The following is a 23,772-nucleotide window of genomic DNA, read 5'->3' on the forward strand; positions in this document are numbered from 1 at the left end:
CTCGAAAGAGTGCGGCCCCTCTTGCGTGGCACAGCCACTCCCGGAGGCCGCGCCCGCGGCGCAGCCGCAATCAGACACAGCAAATCCCGTCAGGACCGCAGCAGCACAAGGGCCGCACTCGCAAGAGTGCGGCCCCTCTTGCGTGGCACCTCCGGCTCCCCCGCCCGCCCGCCACCCTGTCGAGGCGGAGGCCGCGCCCGCGGCGAAGCCGCAATCAGACACAGCAAATCCCGCCAGGACCGCAGCAACACAAGGGCCGCACTCGCAAGAGTGCGGCCCTTCCCGCGTTGCCCTCCCCCGCCCGCCACCCCGTCGAGATGCTCGCCACCCCGTCAAGGTGGAGGCCGCGCCCGCGGCGAAGCCGCAAGTTTCTCCGCCCTGTCGAGTGCCGCTTCCGGCGTTCCACCCCCGCAGCCCCTTCCCCTGCCCCGCGTCTTGACTGCGTCACATTCCGCCGGTACCCAGACAGCAGGGAGCGGGGCGGGACCGGTTCCTCATCTGGAGGTGGCGTATGACGGCTTCGGCGGCATCCGCACGGCACGAGACACGCGCTCTGCTCCGCGCCCACCTCTCCGCGGCGACGAGCTACCGCCACCTGACCCGGCACTGCCCCATCTGCCACCGCCTGGAGCGCCTGGCCCTGGAGACCTCTCCGGGCGCTCAGAGCGGCTGTGAGGGCGACTGGGAGAGCGGCGAGGACGAAAGTCCCCCGAACGCGTGACCAAAGCCGACCCGGGGGCCACCTCGGTGGTGGCAGGGTGAGGGGTAGGCCCCCGGGCCTGCGGAGCCAACTCCCCCGCTTGGTCCGGAATCTCCTCTAACTCAGAGACATCGGGGGCAACAAGGTTCACGGCGTGTGACGGGTGTCACCGAACTTCTTTTGGAAACCCCGGAACTTACACCCGTCTTACAACCAGTCAATTTAATATGTGCAATTGCACCGCCCCGCAGCCGCCCCGCACAGCGTCCGCCCGGACGCGACAAGGCCGGCGCGGGGGTCGCGCCACAGCCTCCCCACAGCGTGACGACAGCACCCCCCAGAGACCAACAAGCCCGCTCACAGCGGCACTCACCAGCGCTCATCCGTGGGCGCACAAAAAAGATCGCGCTGGACCCGGCGGAGTCCAGCGCGATCTCGAACGACTCACCCATGAGGCTCAGGCGTGGGACCCGTTGGGGCGGGACCCGCGTCGCATGTAGCTAAAAATCGGACGTTGCGGCCGGATTGGGGGACCCAGCAGCGGTCGTGCGTTTCGTCCGGGTACTGCGGTTATGCGGTAGTTCAGGCCTCGCTGCGCTGCTGCGGGATACCCGCGAGCAGTGCGCGGACCTCAGCCTCGCGGTAACGGCGATGGCCGCCGAGCGTGCGAATCGACGTGAGCTTGCCAGCCTTGGCCCAGCGCGTCACCGTCTTGGGGTCGACGCGGAACATCGTGGCAACCTCAGCCGGGGTCAGCAGCGGCTCGGCATCAGGGGTGCGAGCGGTCATGAGCGGCCTCCTCGGAGAACCGAACCTTCTCGGTTCATTCCTCTAAATTCTGCACCTTGACCCGCGTTGCCCGAAATGGCGGACGCGAGTCGAGTCGGTTATAGGACGAACGGCTTGTCCTCGGCACTACAACTACACCATCCGTCCAGCCACGTCGGCCAAACCGATGGAATTGCCCTCCCAGGTGTCTATCAGCGACGGAAGCCGATGGACCATGCCATAGCGGACAGTCACGCCACAGTGACGATCAGTCACAGAGCGATCAGGAGTCAACAGACCCCCCATAGCGTGCAATGCTGAGTATTCCGCCCAGACATGGACGGAAGGAGCCCTCCCCGGACTCCTTGTCCTATTTTGGCACGAGGGTGGGTGTTGGGCGCAAGGGCGCAGTAAGTGCGGTCCGTCACGCTTGACACAAAAGCCCGGATCGGGACCAACGTCCCGTGTAGGCGCCGCGTATGGATGACGGGACGACCCACGGGATGCCGATCCAGGGGGAGCGACGAACGGCCCGGCTGACGCTCAGTTCGAGAACTGACGGTCCCGGACCGCCTTCCATCGCTCCATGAGCCTCGCATACGCCTCGCCGGCCCCCTCGCCGTCGCCGTCGCGCAGCGCCTCGATTCCTTCCGCGACATCCGCCGCCGAGTGGTCCTCGTCGAGCTGCTCCTCGGACAGGGCGTGCACGAGCCCGCCGTAGTCGAGCTCGACCAGGGAGCGCGGATGGAACTCCTCCAGCCACCGGCCCACGTCCATGAGCCCGTCGACGAGCGGCCCGTCGTCGATCGTGTCCCGCAGCGTCCTGAGCCCGCGGGCCACCCGGCGCCGCGCCTGCACCATCGGCGTGCGGTAGCGCAGGACGGGCGCGCAGGCCACCGTCTCGCCGTCCTCGCGCCCCTCCTCGTATCCCTCGTACCCCTTCTCGAACTGACGCTCCTCGTCCGAGACGAGCACGAACCAGTTCAGCGGCACCTGCCACGTGGACGTACGGATCCAGGGGCGCGCGTCGGGGTTGCGGGCAAGCCATTGTTCGTAGTCCGCGGCCGTCTGGCGGCGCACCACCGGCGGCAGGACCGCGTCGAGGACCGGCGGGGGCAGCTGCCCGGCCAGATCCCCCAGGGCCTGCCAGCCGCGCAGCCGGGTGCGCCAGGGGCAGACGCACACCACCCCGTCGGCCTCCACCACGAACGCGTCGCTGCTCTCGTGCACCGGCACGGGGACGGGCGGCGTGGGCAGCAAGTCCGCCAGGGAACGGCGGAGTTCGTCCTGGTACGAGGGGCGGTCGGCGCGACGCGCGTAGCGCGCCCAGTGGCCGCGCTCGGGCTCCGGGAAGGCGGCGAGCGGCTCATAGACGCGCAAGTAGGACGCGTACGGGACAACCAATGAAGACACCTTGGGCACGGCTGCTCCCTCCCCCGCCTACCGGCTGGAAAACACTGCAAATCGTGTCACGACCGAACCCGCGGCCGAACCCGTGCCCGAACCCATGGCCGAACTCCATCGTGCTTCCAGCGCGACAGGAGAGGGTGATCCTCGGCACTGCGCGGTCAGCGGGTTCTCCCAGGCTCTAGTCTCATGCCCAACGGGCCCCGCCACCCGCACGGGCGCCCGCCTAACCGCCGCCACTTGACCGGGAGTCACCACCGTGACCGAAGCAGACAACGGCGTCCTGCACACCCTGTTCCACTCGGACCAGGGAGGCCATGAGCAAGTAGTGCTCTGCCAGGACCGTGCCAGCGGCCTCAAGGCCGTCATCGCCATCCACTCCACCGCCCTGGGCCCCGCCCTCGGCGGCACCCGCTTCTATCCGTACGCGAGCGAGGAAGCCGCCGTCGCTGACGCGCTGAACCTCGCGCGCGGGATGTCGTACAAGAACGCCATGGCCGGTCTCGACCACGGCGGCGGCAAGGCCGTGATCATCGGCGATCCGGAGCAGATCAAGAGCGAGGAGCTCCTGCTCGCCTACGGCCGCTTCGTGGCCTCGGTCGGCGGTCGCTACGTGACGGCGTGCGACGTCGGTACGTACGTCGCGGACATGGACGTCGTCGCGCGCGAATGCCGCTGGACGACCGGACGCTCCCCCGAGAACGGCGGCGCGGGCGACTCGTCCGTGCTCACCGCCTTCGGTGTCTTCCAGGGCATGCGCGCATCGGCCGACCACCTGTGGGGCGACCCGTCGCTGCGCGGCCGCAAGGTCGGCGTCGCGGGCGTCGGCAAGGTCGGCCACCACCTCGTGGAGCACCTCCTGTCGGACGGCGCCGAGGTCGTGATCACGGATGTACGGGAGGAGTCCGTGCGCCGCGTCATCCACAAGCACCCGTCCGTGACGGCCGTCGCCGACACCGAGGCCCTGATCCGGGTCGAGGGCCTGGACGTGTACGCCCCCTGCGCGCTCGGCGGCGCCCTGAACGACGACTCCGTGCCGGTGCTCACCGCGAAGGTGGTCTGCGGCGCCGCCAACAACCAGCTCGCGCACCCGGGTGTGGAGAAGGACCTCGCCGACCGCGGGATCCTCTACGCGCCCGACTACGTGGTGAACGCCGGCGGCGTGATCCAGGTCGCCGACGAGCTGCACGGCTTCGACTTCGACCGGTGCAAGGCGAAGGCGTCAAAGATCTTCGACACCACTCTCGCCATATTCGCTCGCGCAAAGGTGGATGGCATTCCGCCGGCCGCCGCAGCCGACAGGATCGCCGAGCAGAGGATGGCGGAGGCCCGCCGCCCCTGACCCCGCGAGTGCCGCGAAAGGGCCCCGCCGACGTGCGCGAGAGACAAGACTCACCCCCGTCGGCGGGTCGCCCGGCAAGAAGAGGTTAAAATCGCAGTTGACCAGCGAGGACGGGGCTCCTCGCGGGTTGTGCGCCGAGGCGCGTCCTGCGGGCGACGTACCGTATGGCCGCAGGAGCAGGTACCGTGGAAGCCCTACGGACCGGCCTCTCCACGGAGAGCCCGTTCCTGATCATGAACGCGTGTCAAGACTCTGGGGTCACCAAGCCCCATATCCGAGGGGGTCGAGCCATGGGGCGCGGCCGGGCAAAGGCCAAGCAGACGAAGGTCGCCCGCCAGCTGAAGTACAGCAGCGGCGGGACTGACCTCTCGCGTCTGGCCAATGAGCTGGGCGCTTCGACTTCGCAACAGCCGCCGAACAGCGAGCCGTTCGAAGACGACGACGAGGAAGAAGACGACCCGTACGCCCAGTACGCGGATCGCTATAACGACGACGATGACGAGGACTCTTCCGACGAGTCCGGTTCTTCGCCGCAGCGCCGCGGCGCTTGACCTCGTTGCATTCGCAGCACTTGCAGTATTCGCAGTTCTCGTAGCAACTGCACTTCACCCGGTCCGGGGTGGTCGTCACGCCGGACCGGGTTTTGTGCTGCTCTCGCAAGCGGCTCACCGGCCTACTTGGAGTAGTCACCGATCAGTGCCGCGCCGTCGGTGTGGTCGCCGCGCTCGGTGATCTCACCGGCGATCCAGGCGTCCACGCCGCGGTCCGCGAGGGTCGTGAGGGCCGCGTCCGCGGACTCCTCGGGGACGATCGCCATCATGCCGACGCCCATGTTCAGCGTCTTCTCCAGCTCCAGACGCTCGACCTCACCGGCCTTGCCGACCACGTCGAAGATCGCGCCGGGCGTCCACGTCTCGCGGTCGACGATCGCGTGCAGGCCGTCCGGGATGACCCGGCCCAGGTTGGCCGCGAGGCCGCCGCCCGTGATGTGGCTGAAGGCGTGGACGTCCGTGGTGCGGGTGAGCGCCAGGCAGTCCAGGGAGTAGATCTTGGTGGGCTCCAGGAGCTCCTCGCCGAGCGTGCGGCCGAACTCCTCGACCTGACGGTCCAGGGACCATCCCGCGCGGTCGAAGACCACGTGCCGGACGAGCGAGTACCCGTTCGAGTGAAGACCGGAGGACGCCATGGCGATCACCGCGTCACCCTTACGAATGCGATCGGGGCCGAGCACACGGTCGGCCTCGACCGCGCCCGTGCCGGCGCCCGCGACGTCGAAGTCGTCCGGGCCGAGGAGGCCGGGGTGCTCGGCCGTCTCGCCGCCGATGAGGGCGCAGCCCGCGAGGACACAGCCCTCGGCGATGCCCTTCACGATGGCCGCGACGCGCTCGGGGTGGACCTTGCCGACGCAGATGTAGTCGGTCATGAAGAGCGGCTCGGCGCCGCACACCACGATGTCGTCCATGACCATCGCGACCAGGTCGTGCCCGATGGTGTCGTACACGCCGAGCTGGCGGGCGATGTCGACCTTCGTGCCGACACCGTCGGTGGCGGAGGCGAGCAGGGGGCGCTCGAAGCGCTTGAGGGCGGAGGCGTCGAAGAGTCCGGCGAAGCCGCCGATGCCGCCGAGGACCTCGGGGCGCTTCGTCTTCTTCACCCACTCCTTCATCAGCTCGACGGCGCGGTCGCCCGCTTCGATGTCTACGCCGGCGGCCGCGTAGCTGGCACCAGTGCCCGTGTGCGGAGCACGCTCAAAAGGCTCAGTAGGCATGGGGGATGAGAGCTTTCGTGTCGTTACTACGGGTGGCTTACGGGCGACGGATCGCGTCGGCCGCAGCGGTGGACGCCGGACCGGCGGCCAGCTCCGTCTCCAGGAGCTGCTTGCCGAGCAGCTCGGGGTCGGGGAGATCCATCGGGTACACGCCGTCGAAGCAGGCGCGGCAGAGGTTCGGCTTGTCGATGGTGGTGGCCTCGATCATGCCGTCGATGGAGATGTACGAGAGCGAGTCGGCGCCCATGGAGGTGGCGATCTCGTCGATCGTCATGCCGTTGGCGATCAGCTCGGCGCGGGTCGCGAAGTCGATGCCGAAGAAGCAGGGCCACTTAACGGGCGGGGACGAGATCCGGATGTGGATCTCGGCGGCGCCGGCCTCGCGGAGCATCTTGACCAGGGCGCGCTGGGTGTTGCCGCGCACGATCGAGTCGTCGACGACGACCAGACGCTTGCCCTTGATGACTTCCTTGAGGGGGTTCAGCTTCAGACGGATGCCGAGCTGGCGGATCGTCTGCGAGGGCTGGATGAACGTACGGCCGACGTAGGCGTTCTTCACCAGACCGGCGCCGAAGGGGATGCCGGAGGCTTCCGCGTAACCGATCGCGGCGGGCGTTCCGGACTCCGGGGTCGCTATGACGAGGTCGGCCTCGACGGGGGCTTCCTCGGCCAGTTTCCGGCCCATTTCGACCCGCGAGAGGTAGACGTTCCGGCCGGCGATGTCGGTGTCGGGGCGCGCCAGATAGACGTACTCGAAGACACAGCCCTTGGGCTTCGCTTCCGCGAATCGGGACGTTCGCAGTCCGTTCTCGTCGACCGCGATGAACTCGCCGGGCTCGACCTCGCGGACGAAGCTGGCGCCGCAGATGTCGAGCGCCGCGGACTCCGATGCGACGACCCAGCCGCGCTCCAGGCGGCCGAGGACCAGCGGGCGGATGCCCTGCGGGTCACGCGCCGCGTACAGCGTGTTCTCGTTCATGAAGACGAGGGAGAAGGCGCCCTGCACGTCCGGGAGGACCTTTATGGCGGCTTCTTCGATGGTCAGCGGCTTGCCGTCGTCGTCCACCTGGCCCGCGAGGAGAGCCGTCACCAGGTCGGTGTCGTTGGTCGCCGCGACCTGGGTCGCGCGGCCGTTCTCCTTGGGCAGCTCGGCGACCAGCTCGGCGAGCTGGGCCGTGTTGACGAGGTTGCCGTTGTGCCCGAGCGCGATGGAGCCGTGCGCGGTGGCACGGAACGTCGGCTGGGCGTTCTCCCAGACAGATGCCCCGGTGGTCGAGTAGCGGGCGTGACCGACCGCGATATGACCCTGGAGCGAGCTGAGGGAGGTTTCGTCGAAGACCTGGGAAACGAGCCCCATGTCCTTGAAGACAAGGATCTGGGAGCCGTTGCTGACCGCGATTCCCGCGGACTCCTGGCCTCGATGCTGTAGGGCGTACAGCCCGAAGTAAGTGAGCTTGGCGACCTCTTCACCCGGAGCCCAGACACCGAAGACGCCGCAAGCGTCCTGGGGGCCTTTCTCGCCGGGGAGCAGATCATGATTGAGTCGACCGTCACCACGTGGCACGACACCGAGTGTAGGCGAGATCGACCACTGGTCCGAATTGGGGATACGGGCCCCGCACGGAGCGTGATGACACCGCCGGGGCGTGCGTGGAGTGCTACGCCCTTGTGAACAGGTGAGCGGAAGCGTTGACAGGGGCGGACGGGTCCCGTGAAGCTCCTGGTCCATGCCCCTGCACCCCCTCGGTGACCCCTCGGTCACCCTTGTGGAGCGCCGCCACGTCGACCTCGTCCGTGTCGCGAGCGCGATCTGTCGCAGCGCTGTCTGAGCTCACTCTCCGTCCCACTTCTTTCCGACTCCGGGTATGTGTCGCTGCCGTGCGCCGTGCCCTTTTCAGGAGCGCCGCCATGTCCTCGTACGACCAGTCCGCTCTGTCCCGACGCGCCTTCGGGGGTGCCGTGGGAGCCGGTGCCGCCGCCGCGGTGGGGCTGCCCGCCACCGCCGAGGCCCGGGAGCGGCCCTTCCGCGCCGCCCCGCACCGCGGCGGCGCCAAGCGGCCCAACATCCTGTTCATCCTCGGCGACGACCTGGGCTGGGCCGATCTCTCCTCCTACGGGGCGCCGCACATCAAGACCCCGAACCTGGACCGCCTGGCCCGCCAGGGCGTGCGCTTCACCGACGCCTACTCCGGGTCCGCGACCTGCTCGCCGACCCGCTTCAGCCTCTACACGGGGCGCTTTCCGGGGCGTACGAAGGGCGGGCTCGCGGAGCCGATCGCGGACAAGTCCGCGGGCCTTGAGCCGACGCATCCCACGCTGGCCTCGCTCCTGAAGGGCGCCGGGTACTCGACCGCGCTCATCGGCAAGTGGCACTGCGGCCATCTGCCGGACTACTCGCCCACGAAGTCGGGCTGGGACGAGTTCTTCGGGAACTTCGGCGGGGCTCTGGAGTACTACTCGAAGCTGGGGCTCGGCGGTGAGTACGACCTCTACAAGGGCGATGTCCGGGAGGGCGACGCCGAGTACAAGGACCTGCGCTACTACACGCGGATCCTGACCGAGCGGGCGAGCGAGTACGTGCGGCGCGACCACGGCGACAAGCCCTGGCTGCTCAACCTGAACTTCACCACCCCGCACTGGCCGTGGATAGCCGACGGGGACACCGAGGAGAGCGCCGAGATCGTACGGAGGATCAGGGCGGGCGAGAAGGGCGCGCTCTGGCACCAGGACGGCGGCTCCGTCGAGAAGTACACGGAGATGGTGCAGGACCTGGATCGGTCGGTCGGCGAGGTGCTCAAGGCCCTGAAGAAGTCCGGGCAGGAGAAGGACACCCTGGTCTTCTTCGCCTCCGACAACGGCGGTGAGCGCTTCTCGTACAACTGGCCCCTCTCGGGCAACAAGGCCTCGCTCCAGGAGGGCGGCATCCGGGTGCCGACCATCGTCCGGTGGCCCGCGCGGCTCGACGGCGGGCAGGTCAGCCACGAGCCCGTGTTCACGCCGGACTGGACGGCGACGCTCCTGGAGATCGGCGGGGCCCGGCCCAGTCCCGCGTACAAGCTCGACGGGACCAGCCTCGCGCCCTACCTGCTCAAGGGCGAGGAGCTCGCGGAGCGGGAGCTGTTCTGGCGGGTGCGCGGGGAGCGTGCGCTGCGGCGCGGGGACTGGAAGTACTACCGGGGCAAGGGCGGCGACGACCAGCTGTTCAACCTGGCCGCGGACCAGCGGGAGCAGGCGGACCGGGCGGCGGGTGAGCCGGAGCTGCTGGCGGAGCTGAAGGCGGCGTGGGAGAAGACGGACAAGGGGTTGCTGCCGTATCCGACTGCCTGAGCTGTCGTACCCGACTGCCTGAGCTGTCGTACTCCGCTGCCTGAACTGAGCCTTAAGCGCGGCCTAAGAAGCCCTCCGAGGGGTTCGCGCGGGCCGATGTGATCGCTAGCGTGCCTCGCGCGCGCCCCAGTTGATCTCCAGGTCCGCGCGATCCCCCACCCGGAAGGTCCCCCATGAAGCCGTCCCCGCGCCTCTGCCTCATACCGGCCGCCGTGGCCGCCGCACTGACCGCTGCCGCCGCCGCTCCCGCGCCCGCCGCCGACGAGCCGGAGCGGCGCGTCCAGGTCGCCATGGTCAACTTCACGGACAGCCGGATCCCGGACGCGGGCAAGCTCGAAACCGCCCTGAAGGACAACTACTTCGGCGGCAAAAGCTCCCTCACCTCGTACTACAACGAGGTCACCGGCGGCGCGACCACCTTCAAGGCCGCCGGGGGCGACGGGGTCACCGGTCCCGTCGACATCGATCTCGCGGCCACCGGCTGCGACACCGGCAAGATCAACGACCTGACCCGCAAGGCGCTCGCCGCGAAGGGCGTCCCCGAGGACAGTTACGACCACCTGTCGCTCGTCTTCCCCTCGGAGAAGGCCGGCTGCGACTGGCTCGCGCTCGGCACCGTCGGCGGCGGCACCACCTGGATGCCCATCGGCGCCGACGCCGAGATGTCGATGACGGCCCTGGTCCACGAGTTCGGCCACAACTTCGGCTACAGCCACCACATGCGCCTGCGCTGCCCCGATGGCGACCTCGGCGAGGGCTGCAAGGAGGACGGCACCAGCCACAAGACCCCGATGGGCGGCGGCGGGTGGGAGGCCGGGCTCACCTCGCCCGAGCTGCTGCACAACAAGTGGCTGACGGGCGGGGAGGTCGCGAAGGTCGGCAAGTCCGCTACGTACGACCTGCGTCCGCTGTACGGGAGCGGCAGCGGGGTGCGTGCCATCGACATCCCGCTGGGCGACGACCGCCTGGTCGTGGAGCTGCGGCACAAGTCGGGCACCGTGGACGGCGAGATCCAGGGCGTGCACGCCTACCGGGTGCCGGACGGGGACTACGCGAAGTCGGCGCTCATCGACCCGACCCCGGACGCCGACGAGTCCACCGGCGGCGACGCCCCGGCCGACACGGACGCGCTCAAGACGGGGGCGACGCTGACGGACGAGGCCCGCGAGGTCGAGGTCGAGGTCGTGAAGGCGGGGGCCGATGCGGCGACGGTGAAGGTGAGCCTGGACGGGGTGGCGGCGCCGGCGGCCCCGGCGAAGGCGGCCGATCCCGTACAGAAGAAGCCCGCGGAAGAAGCCCCCAACGACGCACGCCCCGAAGGCAACGCCACCGAACTCGCCGAGACCGGCGGCGATTCCGACACCACGCTCGCCTACTCCATCGGCGGCGGCCTGATGCTCGCCTTCGGCGGCGCGTTCCTGCTGAAGTCCCGCACCCGCCGGACCGCCGCTACTTCTGCTTCGCCTGCTTCTCCTGCTTCAGGTCGGCATTCGCGCTGACGACCGTGCCGTCCTCGGCGGTGAGCGAGAGCCCGTCGTGGCTCAGCTGGTAGCTCACCTTGCCGTCGAACAGCTTGAGGAGCTTCTTCTCGGTCTCCCCCTCGGCTCCCTGGCACATCATCCGGGTGGTCCGGGGGGCGCCGAGGGTGATCTGCCCGTCCTTCACCTCGGCCTTGGCGGTGACGCTGTTGCAGCCGAGCTTGCCGCGGACCATGCCGTCCTTGCCGAAGGTCAGATGGGCCTTGCCGTCCACTTCCTTCGCCAGGGGTGCCGTGGCCTTGCGGTCGCCGATGGCGCTTACGTTCCACTTCGTGCCCGTCAGCGGGGCGTCCGGCTTCGAGGTGAGGGCCACGCGGTCTCCCTTGTCCGTGGTGAGCGTCAGCTTGTCGCCGTCGACCGCGGCCTTCAGCTCGCCCTTGCCGATGGCGCCCTTGAGCGCGTCCTCGAAGTCCAGCTTGTCGCAGCCCCTCTTCGTGGAAAGGGCATTGGCGAAGTCGACGGAGTCGCCGTCGAGGGACACGTCCGCGGTGAAGCCGTTACAGCCGTAGTTGCCCTCGGCCTTGCCCTTGTCGCCGATCTTTACGTACGCATCGCCGGGGGCCTGCTGCTTCTTGCCGTTCACCGTGACGCTCTCGACGCTCCAGTGGACGCCGGTGAGGTTCGGTCGGGACCCGACGGACCCGCTGCCGGATCCGGTCTCGGTGCCGCACGCGGTGAGCATGCCCGCGGCGGCCAGGGCCATGACGGTCGGAGTCAGTCGTTGCTTCTGCATGCCGCTGTGACGGGACAAGTGGGTGATCTGGTTCCCCTCGGCTCCCCGACCGGGCTTCATTGGGCCCCGGCTAGCTCATGACCGGAAGCAGCTCCGCCAGATCCGCCCGCTCCCCGCTCGCGCTGACCTTCGCGCCGTCGAGCGCCGTCTTCCAGTCCGTACGCCCGGTCGCGAGGCGGATCCAGGTGAGCGGATCGGTCTCGACGACGTTCGGCGGGGTGCCGCGGGTGTGCCGGGGGCCTTCCACGCACTGGACCACGGCGAACGGCGGGACCCTGACCTCGACCGCGCCGCCCGGAGCCTTCACCGCGAGGGCGTCGGCGAGCAGCCGGGTGCAGGCGGCGAGAGCCTGGCGGTCGTACGGGATGTCCAGGCCCGGCACCGCGTCGTTCAGGTCGTCGGTGTGGACGATGAGTTCGACGGTCCGGGTGACCAGGAAGTCGTCCAGGGTCATCGCGCCGAACCGCGTGGGCATGAGGCGCCCCTGCGTGAAGTCGGGCAGGGCCTCCTCGAAGGCGGCCAGCGTGCGCGCGTACAGCTCGTCCAGGTTCTCCTGCGCGGCGAAGGCACGCGACGCCTCGTCGACCTGCTGGGCAGCCGAGGCGGTGGCGAACGGCCAGTCGAGCAGCGCCACTTCACGGGCAGGCGGCTCCGGCATGGCGAGGAAGCGGGTGGCGCCGCCGAGCCCCATCGTGAGGTGCGCGGCGAGTTCGCGGACGGTCCAGCTGCCGAGCCGGGTCGGCAGGGCGAGCTGCCCGGGCTCCAGGGCGCCGACCGCTTCCCGTACGTTGCCGAACTGGGCGAGCACGGCGGTGCGGATCTTGGCGGGGTCGTACGAACGGGTGCGCTTCTTGGCCGGTGGCATGGGCCGAGCCTAATTCTTCCCGGGGTACCCCTGGAGACCCTTTTCCACCTGGTCGAAGACCCGCTCGGCAGCGACGGCGCAGTCCTTCGCGATCTCCTCCACCGGGTCGCCGTCGAGCGTGCGCCGGTGGTTCTCGACGATGAGCGCGTTGCGGGCGCCGATGAGCTGCGCGGCGGCGACGCGGGCGAGGAGCATGTCGCCGGTCTCCTCGGCGAGGGCGTCCGCGAGGAGCTGGACGCCGCGCATGTGGAAGCTCACCATGCGGTGCGCGAGGGTCGGCGTCTCGCTGATGAGCTGGCGCACCTTGAGGGCGCGCGGGTCGCCGGCGAGGCCGATCGAGGGGTCGCGCCCGTTGATCTGCTCAAGGAACTGTCCGCGCATCGCGGTGACCGCGGACTCCCCCGGCTGCCGCTCGCGCACGGCGCGGGCCGCGTCGCCGACGTGCTCCTCCATCGGGCTGACGATCACGCCTTCCTTGGTGCCGAAGTAGTTGAAGACGGTCATCTTCGACACGTCGGCGGCCTCGGCGATCTCCGCCACGGACACGTGGTCGAAGCCCCGCTCCGAGCAGAGGTCCACCGCCGCCCGCCAGATCCGTGAGGCCGTCTGCTTCTTCTTGCGCGCGCGCAGCCCCAGCTCGTCAGTCATGCAGGTCACGGTACCGGGACGGCCTCTTCCCCCACCGTGAACGTCTCGCCGTTCGCGGGCACCCCGACCCCCCGCCAGCGGAACGGCACACCCCGCGCGGTGCCGAGGTCAGGGCCGTCCATCAGCTGGAAGTGCACGTGGGGTTCGGTGGAGTTGCCGGAGTTCCCGCAGCGGCCGATGACCTGCCCGGACGTGACCTTGTCCCCGGCCCGGACCGCGAGCGACCCGCGCCGGACGTGCGCGTACAGGGCGTACGTCCCCTCGCCGAGGTCGAGCACGATGTGGTTGCCGACGATGCGGCGGGCCCCGCCAAGGGTCCGGACGATGCCCTCGACGATCATCAGGTAGACCAGTGCGACCAGGGAGTCGCGGCTGAGGTGGTCGCGCTGGCGGTCCTCCGCGTGTACGACGGTGGCGTCGGCGACGGCGAGGAGCGGGGCCCCGAAGGCGGGGAAGGCGTTGTTGCGCCGCGCGATCGGCCACAGCCAGGCGAAGGCAGGGCGTACCCCGTCCCCGGGCTCGGCCACGATGTCGATGGCGTAGGTCTGCCCGAGGGTGTGCGTGCCGTGGCTCGGCACCTTGTCGGCGGGGCTGTTCATGGCGGACCAGCGGCCGGTGACGGGCGGGGCGGTCTCCAGGGGGGCCGGGGACGCGGTGCGGGCCCGGTCGGTCCGTGCCCGGTGCCGCGCAAGGCTGATCCCGATCGCTCCGAGCAGCGGTATCCAGCCCGCCCAGTACGGATACGGCAGCTCCACGAAGAACCCGGCGATCACGTCGGCGAAGAAGACCAGCCAGAGAAGGTACTGAAGCCATGTGACGGCCCGGCGCTGACGTACGGACATGATGCTCTCCCCCTCGTACGGGTGAACGATCACCGAACACCCCCGGCACTGCTGGTCAGCGGCAACACTGGCCGTCGCCCAGGGAGGAGTGCAACATGCCGGTCATGGCCGAGCACACGTCTCAGATTTCGGTGGAGGAGTTCGAGCAACTCGCACGATTCGCCGAGAAGCAGTTCGAGGCCGTCAGGTTGGAGTTCGTCAACGGGCGGATCGGCGTCAAGAACGTGCCGGACGGGGATCACGTCGAGATCGTGACGTGGCTGCAGAAGCAGTGCATGCAGCACCGGCCGGGCCTGGGCTTGTACAGCGCGGGGCACGGGTTGACGATCGGGACGTACCGCAACGGCCGTGCTCGCCCGGACAGCTCGCTCGCTCCCAAAGGCTATTTCAGGGGCCGCCGCGACTGGGCCGACGCCAGCGGTGTGCTCATGACGGTCGAGGTCACCTCGTACGACACCGACACGCACCGTCGCGACCGCGAGGAGAAGCCCGTCGCCTACGCGGCGGCCGGGATTCCGGTGTACCTGCTCATCGACCGCGAGTTCTGCAAGGTGGTGGTCCACAGCAGGCCCGACGCCGAGACCAGCTCCTACACCGATGTCCACGAGATGCGGCTGGGAGCCGCCGTGGACCTGCCGGACCCGGTCGGCTTCAAGCTCGACACCGCCGAACTGCTCGACTACCTCGGCTGACGAACGCTGAAGGCCCCATCCGATCTCTCATCGGGTGGGGCCTTCAGTCACGTACGAGCTGAGCCGCTCAGGCGAAGAGCCCCGGCAGAGTCCCCTCGTGCGCCTCACGGATCTCGCTCAGCGGCAGCGTGAACTCGCCCTGCAGCTCCACCGCGTCACCGTCGACCACACCGACGCGCGTCGCGGGAAGGCCCCGCGCCCCGCACATGTCGGTGAAGCGCAGCTCCTCGGAGCGGGGGACGGAGACGACCGCCCGGCCCGCCGACTCACTGAACAGCAGGGTGAACGCGTCCAGGCCGTCCGGGACGACGAGGCGCGCGCCCTTGCCGCCGCGGAGGCAGGACTCGGCGACGGCCTGCGCGAGGCCACCGTCAGAGAGGTCGTGCGCGGCGTCGATCATGCCGTCGCGCGAGCCCGAGATGAGGATCTCGGCGAGCAGCCGCTCGCGCTCCAGGTCGACCTTCGGGGGAAGCCCGCCGAGGTGGTCGTGGACGACCTGCGACCAGGCCGAGCCGCCGAACTCCTCGGTGGTGTCACCGAGGAGGTACAGCAGCTGGCCCTCTTCGGCGAAGGCGATCGGCGTGCGGCGCGCCACGTCGTCGATCACGCCGAGGACTGAGACGACCGGCGTCGGGTGGATCGCCGCCTCGCCCGTCTGGTTGTAGAGCGAGACATTGCCGCCGGTCACCGGGGTGCCCAGGATCTGGCAGGCGTCGGCGAGACCACGGGTGGTCTCGGCGAACTGCCACATGACGTCCGGGTCCTCGGGCGAACCGAAGTTCAGGCAGTCCGAGACGGCGAGCGGCTTGGCACCCGTCGCGGCGACGTTGCGGTACGCCTCCGACAGGGCCAGCTGCGCACCCGCGTACGGGTCGAGCTTGGAGTAGCGGCCGTTGCCGTCGTTGGCGAGGGCGACACCGAGGCCGGTCTCCTCGTCGATGCGGACCATGCCGGAGTCCTCGGGCTGCGCGAGCACCGTGTTGCCCTGCACGAAACGGTCGTACTGATCCGTCACCCACGCCTTGGAGGCCTGGTTCGGGGAGGCGATGACCGCAAGGACCTGGTCCCGAAGTTCCTTCGAGTCCGCCGGGCGTGCCAGCTTGCCGGCGTCGTCCGCCTGAAGCGCGTCCTGCCACTTCGGCCGCGCGTAGGGACGCTCGTAGACCGGGCCGTCGTGGGCGACGGTGCGCGGATCGAGGTCGACGATCTTTTCGCCGTGCCAGAAGATCTCCAGGCGGTCGCCGTCCGTCACCTCACCGACGACGGTGGCGATGACGTCCCACTTCTCGCAGATCGCGAGGAAGCGCTCGACCTTCTCGGGCTCGACGACCGCGCACATGCGCTCCTGCGACTCACTCATGAGGATCTCCTCGGGAGTGAGCGTGGAGTCGCGCAGCGGTACGTCGTCCAGCTCGACGCGCATGCCGCCGGAGCCGTTCGACGCGAGCTCCGAGGTCGCGCAGGAGAGGCCCGCCGCGCCCAGGTCCTGGATGCCGACGACGAGCTTCTCGGCGAAGGCCTCCAGGGTGCACTCGATGAGGAGCTTCTCCTGGAAGGGGTCGCCGACCTGCACGGCCGGACGCTTCGACGGCTTGGTGTCGTCGAAGGTCTCGGAGGCGAGGATCGAGGCGCCGCCGATGCCGTCGCCGCCGGTCCGGGCCCCGTAGAGGATGACCTTGTTGCCGGGGCCGCTGGCCTTGGCGAGGTGGATGTCCTCGTGCCGCATGACGCCGATGGCACCGGCGTTGACCAGCGGGTTGCCCTGGTAGCAGGCGTCGAAGACGAGCTCTCCGCCGATGTTCGGCAGGCCCAGGCAGTTGCCGTAGCCGCCGATGCCCGCGACGACGCCGGGCAGGACGCGCCGGGTGTCGGGGTGGTCGGCGGCGCCCATCCGCAGCGGGTCCACGACCGCGACCGGGCGCGCGCCCATCGCGATGATGTCGCGGACGATGCCGCCGACACCGGTGGCCGCGCCCTGGTAGGGCTCGACGTACGAGGGGTGGTTGTGCGACTCGACCTTGAAGGTGACCGCGTATCCGTTGCCGACGTCGACGACACCGGCGTTCTCGCCGATGCCGACGAGCATGGCGTCGTTCTCGGGGGCCTTCTCGCCGAACTGGCGCAGGTGGACCTTGCTGCTCTTGTACGAACAGTGCTCGGACCACATGACGGAGTACATGGCGAGCTCGGCGCCGGTGGGACGGCGGCCCAGGATCTCGCGTACGCGGGCGTACTCGTCTTCCTTCAGGCCCAGTTCGGCCCAGGGCAGCTTGACCTCGGGGGTCTCGGCGGCGTGCTTGACGGTGTCCAGAGTCATCAGACGTTGACCAGCTTCTTCAGGATCGAGGTGAAGAATCCCAGGCCGTCCGTGCCACCGGTCCCGACCAGCGGCTCGACGGCGTGCTCGGGGTGCGGCATGAGGCCGACGACGTTGCCCGCCTCGTTGGTGATGCCGGCGATGTCACGGAGCGAGCCGTTGGGGTTGCCGTCCAGGTACCGGAAGGCGACGCGCCCCTCGGCCTCCAGCATGTCCAGGGTCCGCTCGTCGGCGGTGTACTTGCCGTCGATGTTCTTGAGCGGGATGCGGATCTCCTGGCCGGCTTCGTAGTCGGCGGTCCAGGCGGTCCGGTCGCTCTCCACGCGCAGCTTCTGCTCGCGGCAGATGAAGTGCAGGTGGTCGTTGCGCAGCATCGCGCCCGGCAGCAGGTGCGACTCGGTAAGGACCTGGAAGCCGTTGCAGATACCGAGAACCGGCATACCGGCCTTCGCCTGCTCGATGACCGACTCCATGACGGGCGAAAACCGTGAAATGGCCCCGGCACGGAGATAGTCGCCGTACGAGAATCCGCCGGGAAGGACCACGGCGTCGACCTGCTTCAGGTCCTTGTCCCGGTGCCAGAGCGGCACGGCTTCGGCGCCGGCCACGCGAACGGCGCGCTGGGTGTCGCGGTCGTCGAGCGTTCCGGGGAAAGTGACGACTCCGATTCGAGCAGTCACTTCTCTTCCTCCACCTTTACGAAGAAGTCTTCGATCACGGTGTTGGCGAGGAAGGTTTCCGCCATCTCGTGGATACGGGCGAGGGCGGCGTCATCGACGGGCCCGTCCACCTCGAGTTCGAAGCGCTTTCCCTGACGTACGTCGGCGATCCCCTTGAAACCGAGGCGCGGCAGTGCACGCTGCACCGCCTGGCCCTGAGGGTCGAGGATCTCCGGCTTGAGCATGACGTCGACTACGACGCGTGCCACTGGCACTCCCGGTGTTGTGGTGCTGGCTGAGCGGTCCCTTCAGACTACCCGCACAAAAATTCTACTCGCGTAGATTCGTAGAAACCTACGTGAGGACGGTCACGTTCCCACCCCTACTCGCGTATCGAACGGGGCACCTTCGCGAAAAATCCAGGAAAAGATCACGCAACACCATTGCGTCCGGACACGCGGGCGGATTTAGTCGGGCTTCACAATGCAATGCCAGGCACTGTACAAAGGAAAAGGCATTAGCCGATGCTTTGCACAAAACAGTGCCCCATAACAGCCGGACAGTCGGCATCACCGCACGTCAACGCGGTAGAGCCGCACGAAGGGACCGATATTCGTGGCGCAGCGTGTCGTAGTCACTCTCTCTGACGACATCGACGGCGGGGATGCGGCGGAGACGGTCGCCTTCGGTCTTGACGGCAAGTCGTACGAGATCGACCTCAATCAAACCAATGCCAAGAAACTGCGCAAGGCACTTGCCCCGTACCTCGACGCGGCCCGCAAGCAGTCGAAGTCCGGCAAGGCCTTCAAGCACACGACGGTGGCGGCGAACCCGGCGGCCGTGCGCGCCTGGGCCCGCTCGCACCAGATGGACGTGCCGCCGCGCGGCCGCATCCCCAAGAAGGTCTACGAGGCTTTCGAGGCGGCGAACTGACCTCGGCCGACGCCTGGCAGACGCCCGGCCAGGAGGGCCCCTCGGCAACCGACTTGACCTGCACCCCCGCTGGTCGGCTAGAGTTTGGAACACGCCGAGGGGCAAGGCCGAAAGGCCCGAACCTCACGGAGTCTTGCGGGTGTAGTTCAGTAGTAGAACATCCCCCTTCCAGGGGGAAGGCGCAGTGTGCAATTCCTGTCACCCGCTCCGCATCGCCGACCAGGCACTCTTTCGAGTGCGGTAGGCTGATGCTCGCGCCGATCAGTGAGAGCTGGTCGGAGGCAATGCGAACGTAGCTCAGTTGGTAGAGCGCAACCTTGCCAAGGTTGAGGTCGCGAGTTCGAACCTCGTCGTTCGCTCCATTGAAGAAGGCCCCGGTCATCGCGACCGGGGCCTTCTTCTTGTGCGGGTCCCCGGTGCGACCGCTTCTGACATTTGTCATGCGAGCCGGTGACAGCGCGCACTGCTCCGGCGCCCGGCGGCGGGGGACGCTTCTTTCATGACTGACCAAGTGATCGACGTGACCGATCTGCGGCGCGTGTACGGGGGCGGTTTCGAGGCGGTCCGGGGAGTCTCGTTCTCCGTCGGACGAGGTGAGCTCTTCGCACTGCTCGGGACGAACGGCGCGGGAAAGACCTCGACCCTCGAACTCCTCGAAGGACTCGCCGCACCCGCCGGGGGGCGGGTGCGGGTACTCGGACACGATCCGTACGCCGAACGCGGCGACGTCCGCCACCGGATCGGCGTGATGCTCCAGGAGGGCGGATTTCCCTCGGAACTGACGGTCGCGGAGACCGTGCAGATGTGGGCGGGGTGCACGAGCGGCGCCCGTCCGGTGGGAGAAGCCCTGGAGATCGTGGGGCTCGCCAAGCGGGCGGGCGTCCGCGTGAAGATGCTGTCCGGGGGTGAGAAGCGGCGGCTCGATCTCGCGACGGCGCTCATCGGAAAGCCCGAAGTGCTCTTCCTCGACGAACCGACGACCGGGCTCGACGCCGAAGGGCGCCGCGAGACCTGGGAGTTGGTACGGGCCCTGCGCGACAGCGGCACGACCGTGCTGCTCACCACGCACTACCTCGAAGAGGCCGAGAACCTCGCCGACCGGCTCGCGATCATGCACGAGGGGCGCATCGCGGCTTCCGGACGGGTCGCCGACGTGGTGGCCGAGCAGCCCTCGCACGTCTCCTTCGAACTGCCCACCGGCTACTTCGTCGGGGATCTGCCGCCGCTCGCCGAGCTCGGCGTGAGCGAGCACGAGGTGATCGGCGGCCGGGTCCGGCTGCGTACGCACGAATTGCAGCGGGCGGCGACGGGGCTGCTCCTGTGGGCGCGGGACGCCGACGTCTCGCTGGGCCGGCTCGACGTGCGCGCGGCTTCGCTGGAGGAGGCGTTCCTGCGGATCGCGCGGGATGCCGAAGGTGCGGCTGGTGTGGCTGATGTTGTGCAGAAGGAGACGGTGGCATGAGTACGACGACGATGAGCCCGGCGGCGACGACTCCCGCGGGGCGGATGTGGTCACTCGCGCGGGCCGAGCTGACGCTGCTCGGGCGCGCCAAGGGGACGTTGGTCGCGGCGCTGTTCGTGCCGCTCGCGATGCCGTTCAGCCTGAGTCAGGTCACGGAGGGCATGGACCTGAAGGCCCACGGGCTCTCGGTCGGCTCCGTCGTGGTGCCCGGCGCCATCGGGTTCTCGCTGCTCTTCGCCGTCTACTCCGCGCTGACCACCGTCTTCGCCGCACGGCGCGAGGAACTGGTGCTCAAGCGGCTGCGCACCGGCGAGCTGCGGGACCCGGAGATCCTTGCCGGAGCCGCGCTGCCCTCGGTCGCGATCGGCCTGACGCAGTGCGTCGTCCTCGCGATCGGCTGTTCGGTACTCCTCGATGCCGGTGCGCCGAGCGCGCCCCATCTCGCCGTGATCGGCGTGCTGCTCGGTCTGGTGATGTTTTCCGCCCTCGCCGCGGTCACCGCAAGCTTCAGCAGGTCCGTGGAGTCCGCTCAGGTCATGTCCATGCCTCTGGCGTTCGCGTCGATGTTCGGCTCGGGCCTCTTCATCCCGTTCGAGGTCATGCCGGACAAGGTCGCCGCGGTCTGCGAGCTGCTTCCGCTCTCGCCGGTGATCGAGCTGGTCCGCGGCGGCTGGACCGGTGATCTGTCCGGGGGCGAGACCGTGAGCGCCCTGGTCACCGCGGTGGCCTGGACCGTGGTCTCGGTGTTTGCTGTACGCCGGTGGTTCCGCTGGGAACCGCGGCGCTGAGGAAGGGGTCAACCGTGGTCAGTGGCGTGGTGCGGGGGTGGTGGAAGCAGGAGTGGCGTGACCGGAACAAGATCGAGAAGGTCGAGTTCCAGAGCATGGTCATGTGGCACGTCGTGCCGTGGTTCTTCTTCCTCAGCTGGGCGTCGCTGCCGCTTGGCCTGGGCATGAAGCACGAGGCGCTGCCGCTGATCCTGGGCTGGACGCTGATCGTGGTGGCCGCCCTGCAGTGCGTGCAGGTCAACCGCTCGCTGCGCCGGTCCGTCGACCACTACCTGAAGCGCGCGGAGCTGCCGCGCCGCGATCTCGCCGTGGCGGCCGGCCTCATGGTCGTCGGCTTCGGGCTCGCTCTCGCCCTGACGGCGTCCGACGGCGTCGAGGACAAGGTGATCGGCTTCCCGATACTGTTCCTCGCCGTTCCCTACGGCCAGGCGCTCGCCTTCGCCGTGCCGGTCCGCCGCTTCCTCCTCCAGTTCGCCGCGATCGATGTGCTGCTCGTGGGGGCGTTCGCCGCCGTCGGGGTGCGCGGTGGGGAGCTTGCCGGACTCGCCGTGATCATCGTCGTCGCCGCCCTCCTGACCCTGCTGACCTCACGCTGCGGCGCCTGGACGCTCGCCGTGATGTGGGAGGGCGACCGCGCCCGCGAGGTCGAGGCACGGCTCGCGGTGGCCGAGGAGCGGCTGCGGTTCGGGCGGGACCTGCACGACGTGATGGGGCGCAATCTGGCGGTCATCGCGCTGAAGAGCGAGCTGGCGGTGCAGCTCGCCAGGCGGGGGCGGCCCGAGGCGGTCGACCAGATGGTCGAGGTGCAGCGGATCGCGCAGGAGTCGCAGCGGGAGGTACGGGAAGTGGTGCGGGGATACCGGGAGGCCGACCTCGCGGTCGAACTCGCCGGTGCGCAAGGGGTTCTTGAGGCAGCGGGGATCGACTGCCGGGTGTCCGGGTCGTCGGCGGGGCTGCCGGTTTCGGTGCAGTCGGCTCTGGGGTGGGTCGTACGGGAGGCGACCACCAATGTGCTGCGGCACGGGGACGCGCAGCGGTGCGACATCGCTCTGACGGTCACCGAGGAACGTACGACGTTGACGATCGAGAACGACGGGGTGCCCGAGGTCGTCCCGCAGAGCTCTGGTTCCGGCCTTGCCGGGCTCCGGGAGCGGTTGGCCATGGTGGACGGGTCGCTGGAGGTCACGTCCGGCGGCGGCAGCTTCCGGCTGGCCGCGGAGGTGCCGCTGCCCCGCTCGCGGAAGCAGGCCACGGGCGCGCGGGAGCCGGAAGAGGTGGGGCTGTGAGCCTGCGCGTACTGCTCGCCGATGACGAGCACCTCATCCGCGGCGCGCTCGCCGCGCTCCTCGCCCTTGAGGACGATCTTGTCGTGGTCGCCGAGGCCGCCACGGGGCCCGAGGCGCTCGCCATGGCCAGGGCCCACCGGCCCGATGTGGCCGTGCTCGATCTGGAGATGCCGGGCGCCGACGGTGTGAGTGTGGCCACATCGCTGCGCGACGAACTGCCGGACTGCCGCACCATGATCGTGACGAGTCACGGCAGACCGGGGCATCTCAAACGGGCGCTCGCGGTGGGGGTCCGGGGCTTCGTGCCGAAGACAGTGAGCGCGCAGCGCCTCGCCGAGATCATCCGTACCGTTCACGCAGGTAACCGCTATGTGGACCCGGAGTTGGCCGCCGACGCGATCTCCGCCGGGGATTCACCGCTGACCGCTCGTGAGGCGGAAGTGCTCGAACTGGCCGCCGACGGCGCGCCCGTCGCGGAGATCGCCGAGCGGGCCGCGCTGTCCCAGGGGACCGTCCGCAACTACCTCTCGTCGGCCGTCATGAAGACGGGGGCGGAGAACCGTCATGCCGCGGTGCGTCTCGCACGCGAGCGAGGTTGGGTATAGTTGGCGTCGCGCTTCGGCGCAGCGCGGACGTAGCTCAGTTGGTAGAGCGCAACCTTGCCAAGGTTGAGGTCGCCAGTTCGAACCTGGTCGTCCGCTCCACGTGAAGAACCCCCGGTGCCTCTCGGCGCCGGGGGTTCTTCCGTCTGTGCCTGCCGTTATTGCCAGGGCAGTCCCGTCAGGCGCTCGTACGCCTCGATGTACTTGGCGCGGGTGGCGTCCACCACGTCCTGCGGGAGCGGGGGCGGCGGCTGCTCGCTCTTGCGGTCCCAGCCGGAGGCCGGCGAGGTCAGCCAGTCGCGGACGAACTGCTTGTCGAACGACGGCTGGGCATGGCCCGGCTCCCAGCTGTCGGCGGGCCAGAAGCGGGACGAGTCCGGGGTCAGGACCTCGTCGGCGATCACGAGGTCATCGCCGTCGAAGCCGAACTCGAACTTCGTGTCGGCGAGGATCACGCCACGCTCGCGGGCGATGTCACGGGCCCGGCCGTAGACCGCGAGGGTCGCCTGGCGCAGCTGGGCCGCCGTCTCGGCGCCCACCTGGCGGGCCACTTCTTCGTAGCTCACGTTCTCGTCGTGCTCGCCGACCTCCGCCTTCGTGGCGGGCGTGAAGATCGGTCCGGGCAGCTCCGAGCCGTCGCTCAGGCCGTCGGGCAGCGCGAGGCCGCAGACGGTGCGCGATTCGTTGTACTCCAGCAGGCCCGAGCCGGTCAGATAGCCGCGGGCGACGCACTCGACCGGGACCATCTGGAGGGACTTGCAGACCGTGGTGCGGCCCTCCCACTCGGCGGGGGCGCCGGGCGGGACGTCGGTGGAGATGACGTGGTTCGGGACGAGGTCGGCGAGCTGGTCGAACCACCACAGGGAGAGCTGCGTGAGGACCCTGCCCTTGTCGGGGATCTCCGTGGGCAGCACCCAGTCGTAGGCGGACATGCGGTCGCTGGCGACCATCACGAGGTCGCCCGCCTCGTTGCGGTACAGGTCGCGCACCTTGCCGGTGTGCACATGCACCAGGCCCGGCACCTGAAGCGGCTCGGGCTTTTCTACGAATCCGGACACGGTTCCTCCCCGTGGTTCTGACTGAATGCTGCTGATT

At 69.1% G+C, this 23,772-nt stretch carries 24 protein-coding genes and 3 tRNA genes; 15 read left to right on the forward strand and 12 right to left on the reverse strand.

Going from position 1 to position 23,772, the window contains the following annotated elements; genetic code table 11:
* The first annotated feature begins 511 nt into the window (after window positions 1-511).
* Window positions 512-721 carry a DUF6274 family protein gene (locus tag ACWFR3_RS15280; protein ID WP_453735038.1) on the forward strand — a complete coding sequence of 70 codons (210 nt, stop codon included), beginning with the start codon at window positions 512-514 and terminating at the stop codon, window positions 719-721.
* A 561-nt stretch (window positions 722-1,282) separates the two neighbouring features.
* Here the strand turns inward: ACWFR3_RS15280 and bldC are convergent.
* Both bldC and ACWFR3_RS15290 read right to left on the reverse strand, forming a co-directional pair.
* Window positions 1,283-1,489, reverse strand: a complete 207-nt coding sequence (gene bldC / locus ACWFR3_RS15285) for a developmental transcriptional regulator BldC (RefSeq protein WP_003949541.1) — start codon at window positions 1,487-1,489, stop codon at window positions 1,283-1,285.
* Between the two features lie 522 nt (window positions 1,490-2,011).
* Window positions 2,012-2,890 carry a hypothetical protein gene (locus ACWFR3_RS15290; RefSeq protein WP_453735039.1) on the reverse strand — a complete coding sequence of 293 codons (879 nt, stop codon included), beginning with the start codon at window positions 2,888-2,890 and terminating at the stop codon, window positions 2,012-2,014.
* 244 nt (window positions 2,891-3,134) lie between these two features.
* Here ACWFR3_RS15290 and ACWFR3_RS15295 point away from each other — a divergent pair, with 244 nt between their 5' ends.
* Together ACWFR3_RS15295 and ACWFR3_RS15300 are read left to right on the forward strand one after the other, a co-directional pair.
* Entirely contained in the window at window positions 3,135-4,217 is a 1,083-nt protein-coding gene (locus tag ACWFR3_RS15295) for a Leu/Phe/Val dehydrogenase (RefSeq protein WP_453735040.1), read from the forward strand.
* A gap of 290 nt (window positions 4,218-4,507) precedes the next feature.
* On the forward strand, window positions 4,508-4,768 hold the full coding sequence (locus ACWFR3_RS15300; protein WP_393395924.1) for a DUF3073 domain-containing protein: 261 nt from the start codon (window positions 4,508-4,510) through the stop codon (window positions 4,766-4,768).
* A 122-nt stretch (window positions 4,769-4,890) separates the two neighbouring features.
* On the opposite strand, the gene purM is transcribed toward ACWFR3_RS15300, so the two are convergent.
* Both purM and purF read right to left on the reverse strand, forming a co-directional pair.
* Window positions 4,891-5,985: a phosphoribosylformylglycinamidine cyclo-ligase gene (gene purM / locus ACWFR3_RS15305; RefSeq protein WP_453735041.1), complete on the reverse strand. Its 1,095-nt coding sequence runs from the start codon at window positions 5,983-5,985 to the stop codon at window positions 4,891-4,893.
* A gap of 37 nt (window positions 5,986-6,022) precedes the next feature.
* Window positions 6,023-7,549 carry an amidophosphoribosyltransferase gene (gene purF, locus ACWFR3_RS15310; protein WP_453735042.1) on the reverse strand — a complete coding sequence of 509 codons (1,527 nt, stop codon included), beginning with the start codon at window positions 7,547-7,549 and terminating at the stop codon, window positions 6,023-6,025.
* A 163-nt stretch (window positions 7,550-7,712) separates the two neighbouring features.
* Here purF and ACWFR3_RS15315 point away from each other — a divergent pair, with 163 nt between their 5' ends.
* From ACWFR3_RS15315 to ACWFR3_RS15325, 3 genes are all read left to right on the forward strand, one after another.
* Window positions 7,713-7,814, forward strand: coding sequence for a putative leader peptide (locus ACWFR3_RS15315; RefSeq protein WP_453735043.1), 102 nt, complete (start codon window positions 7,713-7,715; stop codon window positions 7,812-7,814).
* 79 nt (window positions 7,815-7,893) lie between these two features.
* The gene (locus ACWFR3_RS15320; RefSeq protein ID WP_453735044.1) at window positions 7,894-9,312 is read left to right on the forward strand and encodes a sulfatase family protein; all 1,419 of its coding nucleotides are present in this window, start codon (window positions 7,894-7,896) and stop codon (window positions 9,310-9,312) included.
* A 173-nt stretch (window positions 9,313-9,485) separates the two neighbouring features.
* Window positions 9,486-10,811, forward strand: a complete 1,326-nt coding sequence (locus ACWFR3_RS15325) for an LPXTG cell wall anchor domain-containing protein (protein WP_453735045.1) — start codon at window positions 9,486-9,488, stop codon at window positions 10,809-10,811.
* On the opposite strand, the gene ACWFR3_RS15330 is transcribed toward ACWFR3_RS15325, so the two are convergent.
* From ACWFR3_RS15330 to ACWFR3_RS15345, 4 genes are all read right to left on the reverse strand, one after another.
* Window positions 10,762-11,583 carry an META domain-containing protein gene (locus ACWFR3_RS15330; RefSeq protein WP_453735046.1) on the reverse strand — a complete coding sequence of 274 codons (822 nt, stop codon included), beginning with the start codon at window positions 11,581-11,583 and terminating at the stop codon, window positions 10,762-10,764. The genes ACWFR3_RS15325 and ACWFR3_RS15330 overlap by 50 nt on opposite strands.
* Before the next feature lie 70 nt (window positions 11,584-11,653).
* Complete coding sequence (locus tag ACWFR3_RS15335) at window positions 11,654-12,448, reverse strand: sterol carrier family protein (RefSeq protein WP_453735047.1); 795 nt, start codon at window positions 12,446-12,448, stop codon at window positions 11,654-11,656.
* A gap of 9 nt (window positions 12,449-12,457) precedes the next feature.
* The gene (locus tag ACWFR3_RS15340) at window positions 12,458-13,096 is read right to left on the reverse strand and encodes a TetR/AcrR family transcriptional regulator (RefSeq protein WP_453735048.1); all 639 of its coding nucleotides are present in this window, start codon (window positions 13,094-13,096) and stop codon (window positions 12,458-12,460) included.
* Between the two features lie 5 nt (window positions 13,097-13,101).
* The gene (locus ACWFR3_RS15345) at window positions 13,102-13,938 is read right to left on the reverse strand and encodes a M23 family metallopeptidase (RefSeq protein ID WP_453735049.1); all 837 of its coding nucleotides are present in this window, start codon (window positions 13,936-13,938) and stop codon (window positions 13,102-13,104) included.
* Window positions 13,939-14,033: 95 nt separating this feature from the next.
* Between ACWFR3_RS15345 and ACWFR3_RS15350 the strand changes: the two genes are divergently transcribed.
* Window positions 14,034-14,630: a Uma2 family endonuclease gene (locus tag ACWFR3_RS15350; protein WP_453735050.1), complete on the forward strand. Its 597-nt coding sequence runs from the start codon at window positions 14,034-14,036 to the stop codon at window positions 14,628-14,630.
* Between the two features lie 67 nt (window positions 14,631-14,697).
* Here ACWFR3_RS15350 and purL read toward each other — a convergent pair whose 3' ends face one another.
* The 3 genes from purL to purS are packed head-to-tail and all read right to left on the reverse strand — an operon-like array spanning window position 14,698 to window position 17,875.
* A complete protein-coding gene (gene purL / locus ACWFR3_RS15355; RefSeq protein ID WP_453735051.1) occupies window positions 14,698-16,947 on the reverse strand; it encodes a phosphoribosylformylglycinamidine synthase subunit PurL in 2,250 nt (749 codons plus the stop codon).
* Window positions 16,947-17,627 (reverse strand): phosphoribosylformylglycinamidine synthase subunit PurQ, encoded by a 681-nt coding sequence (gene purQ, locus ACWFR3_RS15360; RefSeq protein ID WP_453735052.1) that lies wholly within the window; start codon window positions 17,625-17,627, stop codon window positions 16,947-16,949. The genes purL and purQ overlap by 1 nt, the downstream gene beginning before the upstream one ends.
* Window positions 17,624-17,875 (reverse strand): phosphoribosylformylglycinamidine synthase subunit PurS, encoded by a 252-nt coding sequence (purS, locus tag ACWFR3_RS15365; protein ID WP_135332092.1) that lies wholly within the window; start codon window positions 17,873-17,875, stop codon window positions 17,624-17,626. The genes purQ and purS overlap by 4 nt, the downstream gene beginning before the upstream one ends.
* 346 nt (window positions 17,876-18,221) lie before the next feature.
* Here purS and ACWFR3_RS15370 point away from each other — a divergent pair, with 346 nt between their 5' ends.
* The 8 genes from ACWFR3_RS15370 to ACWFR3_RS15405 all read left to right on the forward strand — a co-directional run bounded on the left by ACWFR3_RS15370 (window position 18,222) and on the right by ACWFR3_RS15405 (window position 22,779).
* Window positions 18,222-18,539 (forward strand): histone-like nucleoid-structuring protein Lsr2, encoded by a 318-nt coding sequence (locus ACWFR3_RS15370; RefSeq protein WP_453735053.1) that lies wholly within the window; start codon window positions 18,222-18,224, stop codon window positions 18,537-18,539.
* A gap of 135 nt (window positions 18,540-18,674) precedes the next feature.
* Window positions 18,675-18,746, forward strand: a tRNA-Gly gene (locus ACWFR3_RS15375).
* A gap of 79 nt (window positions 18,747-18,825) precedes the next feature.
* Window positions 18,826-18,901: transfer RNA gene (locus ACWFR3_RS15380), tRNA-Gly, on the forward strand.
* Window positions 18,902-19,038: 137 nt separating this feature from the next.
* A complete protein-coding gene (locus ACWFR3_RS15385; protein WP_453735054.1) occupies window positions 19,039-20,001 on the forward strand; it encodes an ABC transporter ATP-binding protein in 963 nt (320 codons plus the stop codon).
* The gene (locus tag ACWFR3_RS15390; protein ID WP_453735055.1) at window positions 19,998-20,789 is read left to right on the forward strand and encodes an ABC transporter permease; all 792 of its coding nucleotides are present in this window, start codon (window positions 19,998-20,000) and stop codon (window positions 20,787-20,789) included. The genes ACWFR3_RS15385 and ACWFR3_RS15390 overlap by 4 nt, the downstream gene beginning before the upstream one ends.
* A gap of 14 nt (window positions 20,790-20,803) precedes the next feature.
* Window positions 20,804-22,075 carry a sensor histidine kinase gene (locus tag ACWFR3_RS15395; RefSeq protein ID WP_453735056.1) on the forward strand — a complete coding sequence of 424 codons (1,272 nt, stop codon included), beginning with the start codon at window positions 20,804-20,806 and terminating at the stop codon, window positions 22,073-22,075.
* Entirely contained in the window at window positions 22,072-22,680 is a 609-nt protein-coding gene (locus ACWFR3_RS15400) for a response regulator (protein WP_453735057.1), read from the forward strand. The genes ACWFR3_RS15395 and ACWFR3_RS15400 overlap by 4 nt, the downstream gene beginning before the upstream one ends.
* A gap of 23 nt (window positions 22,681-22,703) precedes the next feature.
* Window positions 22,704-22,779: transfer RNA gene (locus ACWFR3_RS15405), tRNA-Gly, on the forward strand.
* Between the two features lie 56 nt (window positions 22,780-22,835).
* Here ACWFR3_RS15405 and ACWFR3_RS15410 read toward each other — a convergent pair.
* Window positions 22,836-23,735, reverse strand: a complete 900-nt coding sequence (locus ACWFR3_RS15410; protein WP_453735058.1) for a phosphoribosylaminoimidazolesuccinocarboxamide synthase — start codon at window positions 23,733-23,735, stop codon at window positions 22,836-22,838.
* Window positions 23,736-23,772 lie beyond the last annotated feature (37 nt).

Source organism: Streptomyces sp. NPDC055189 (assembly GCF_053606765.1).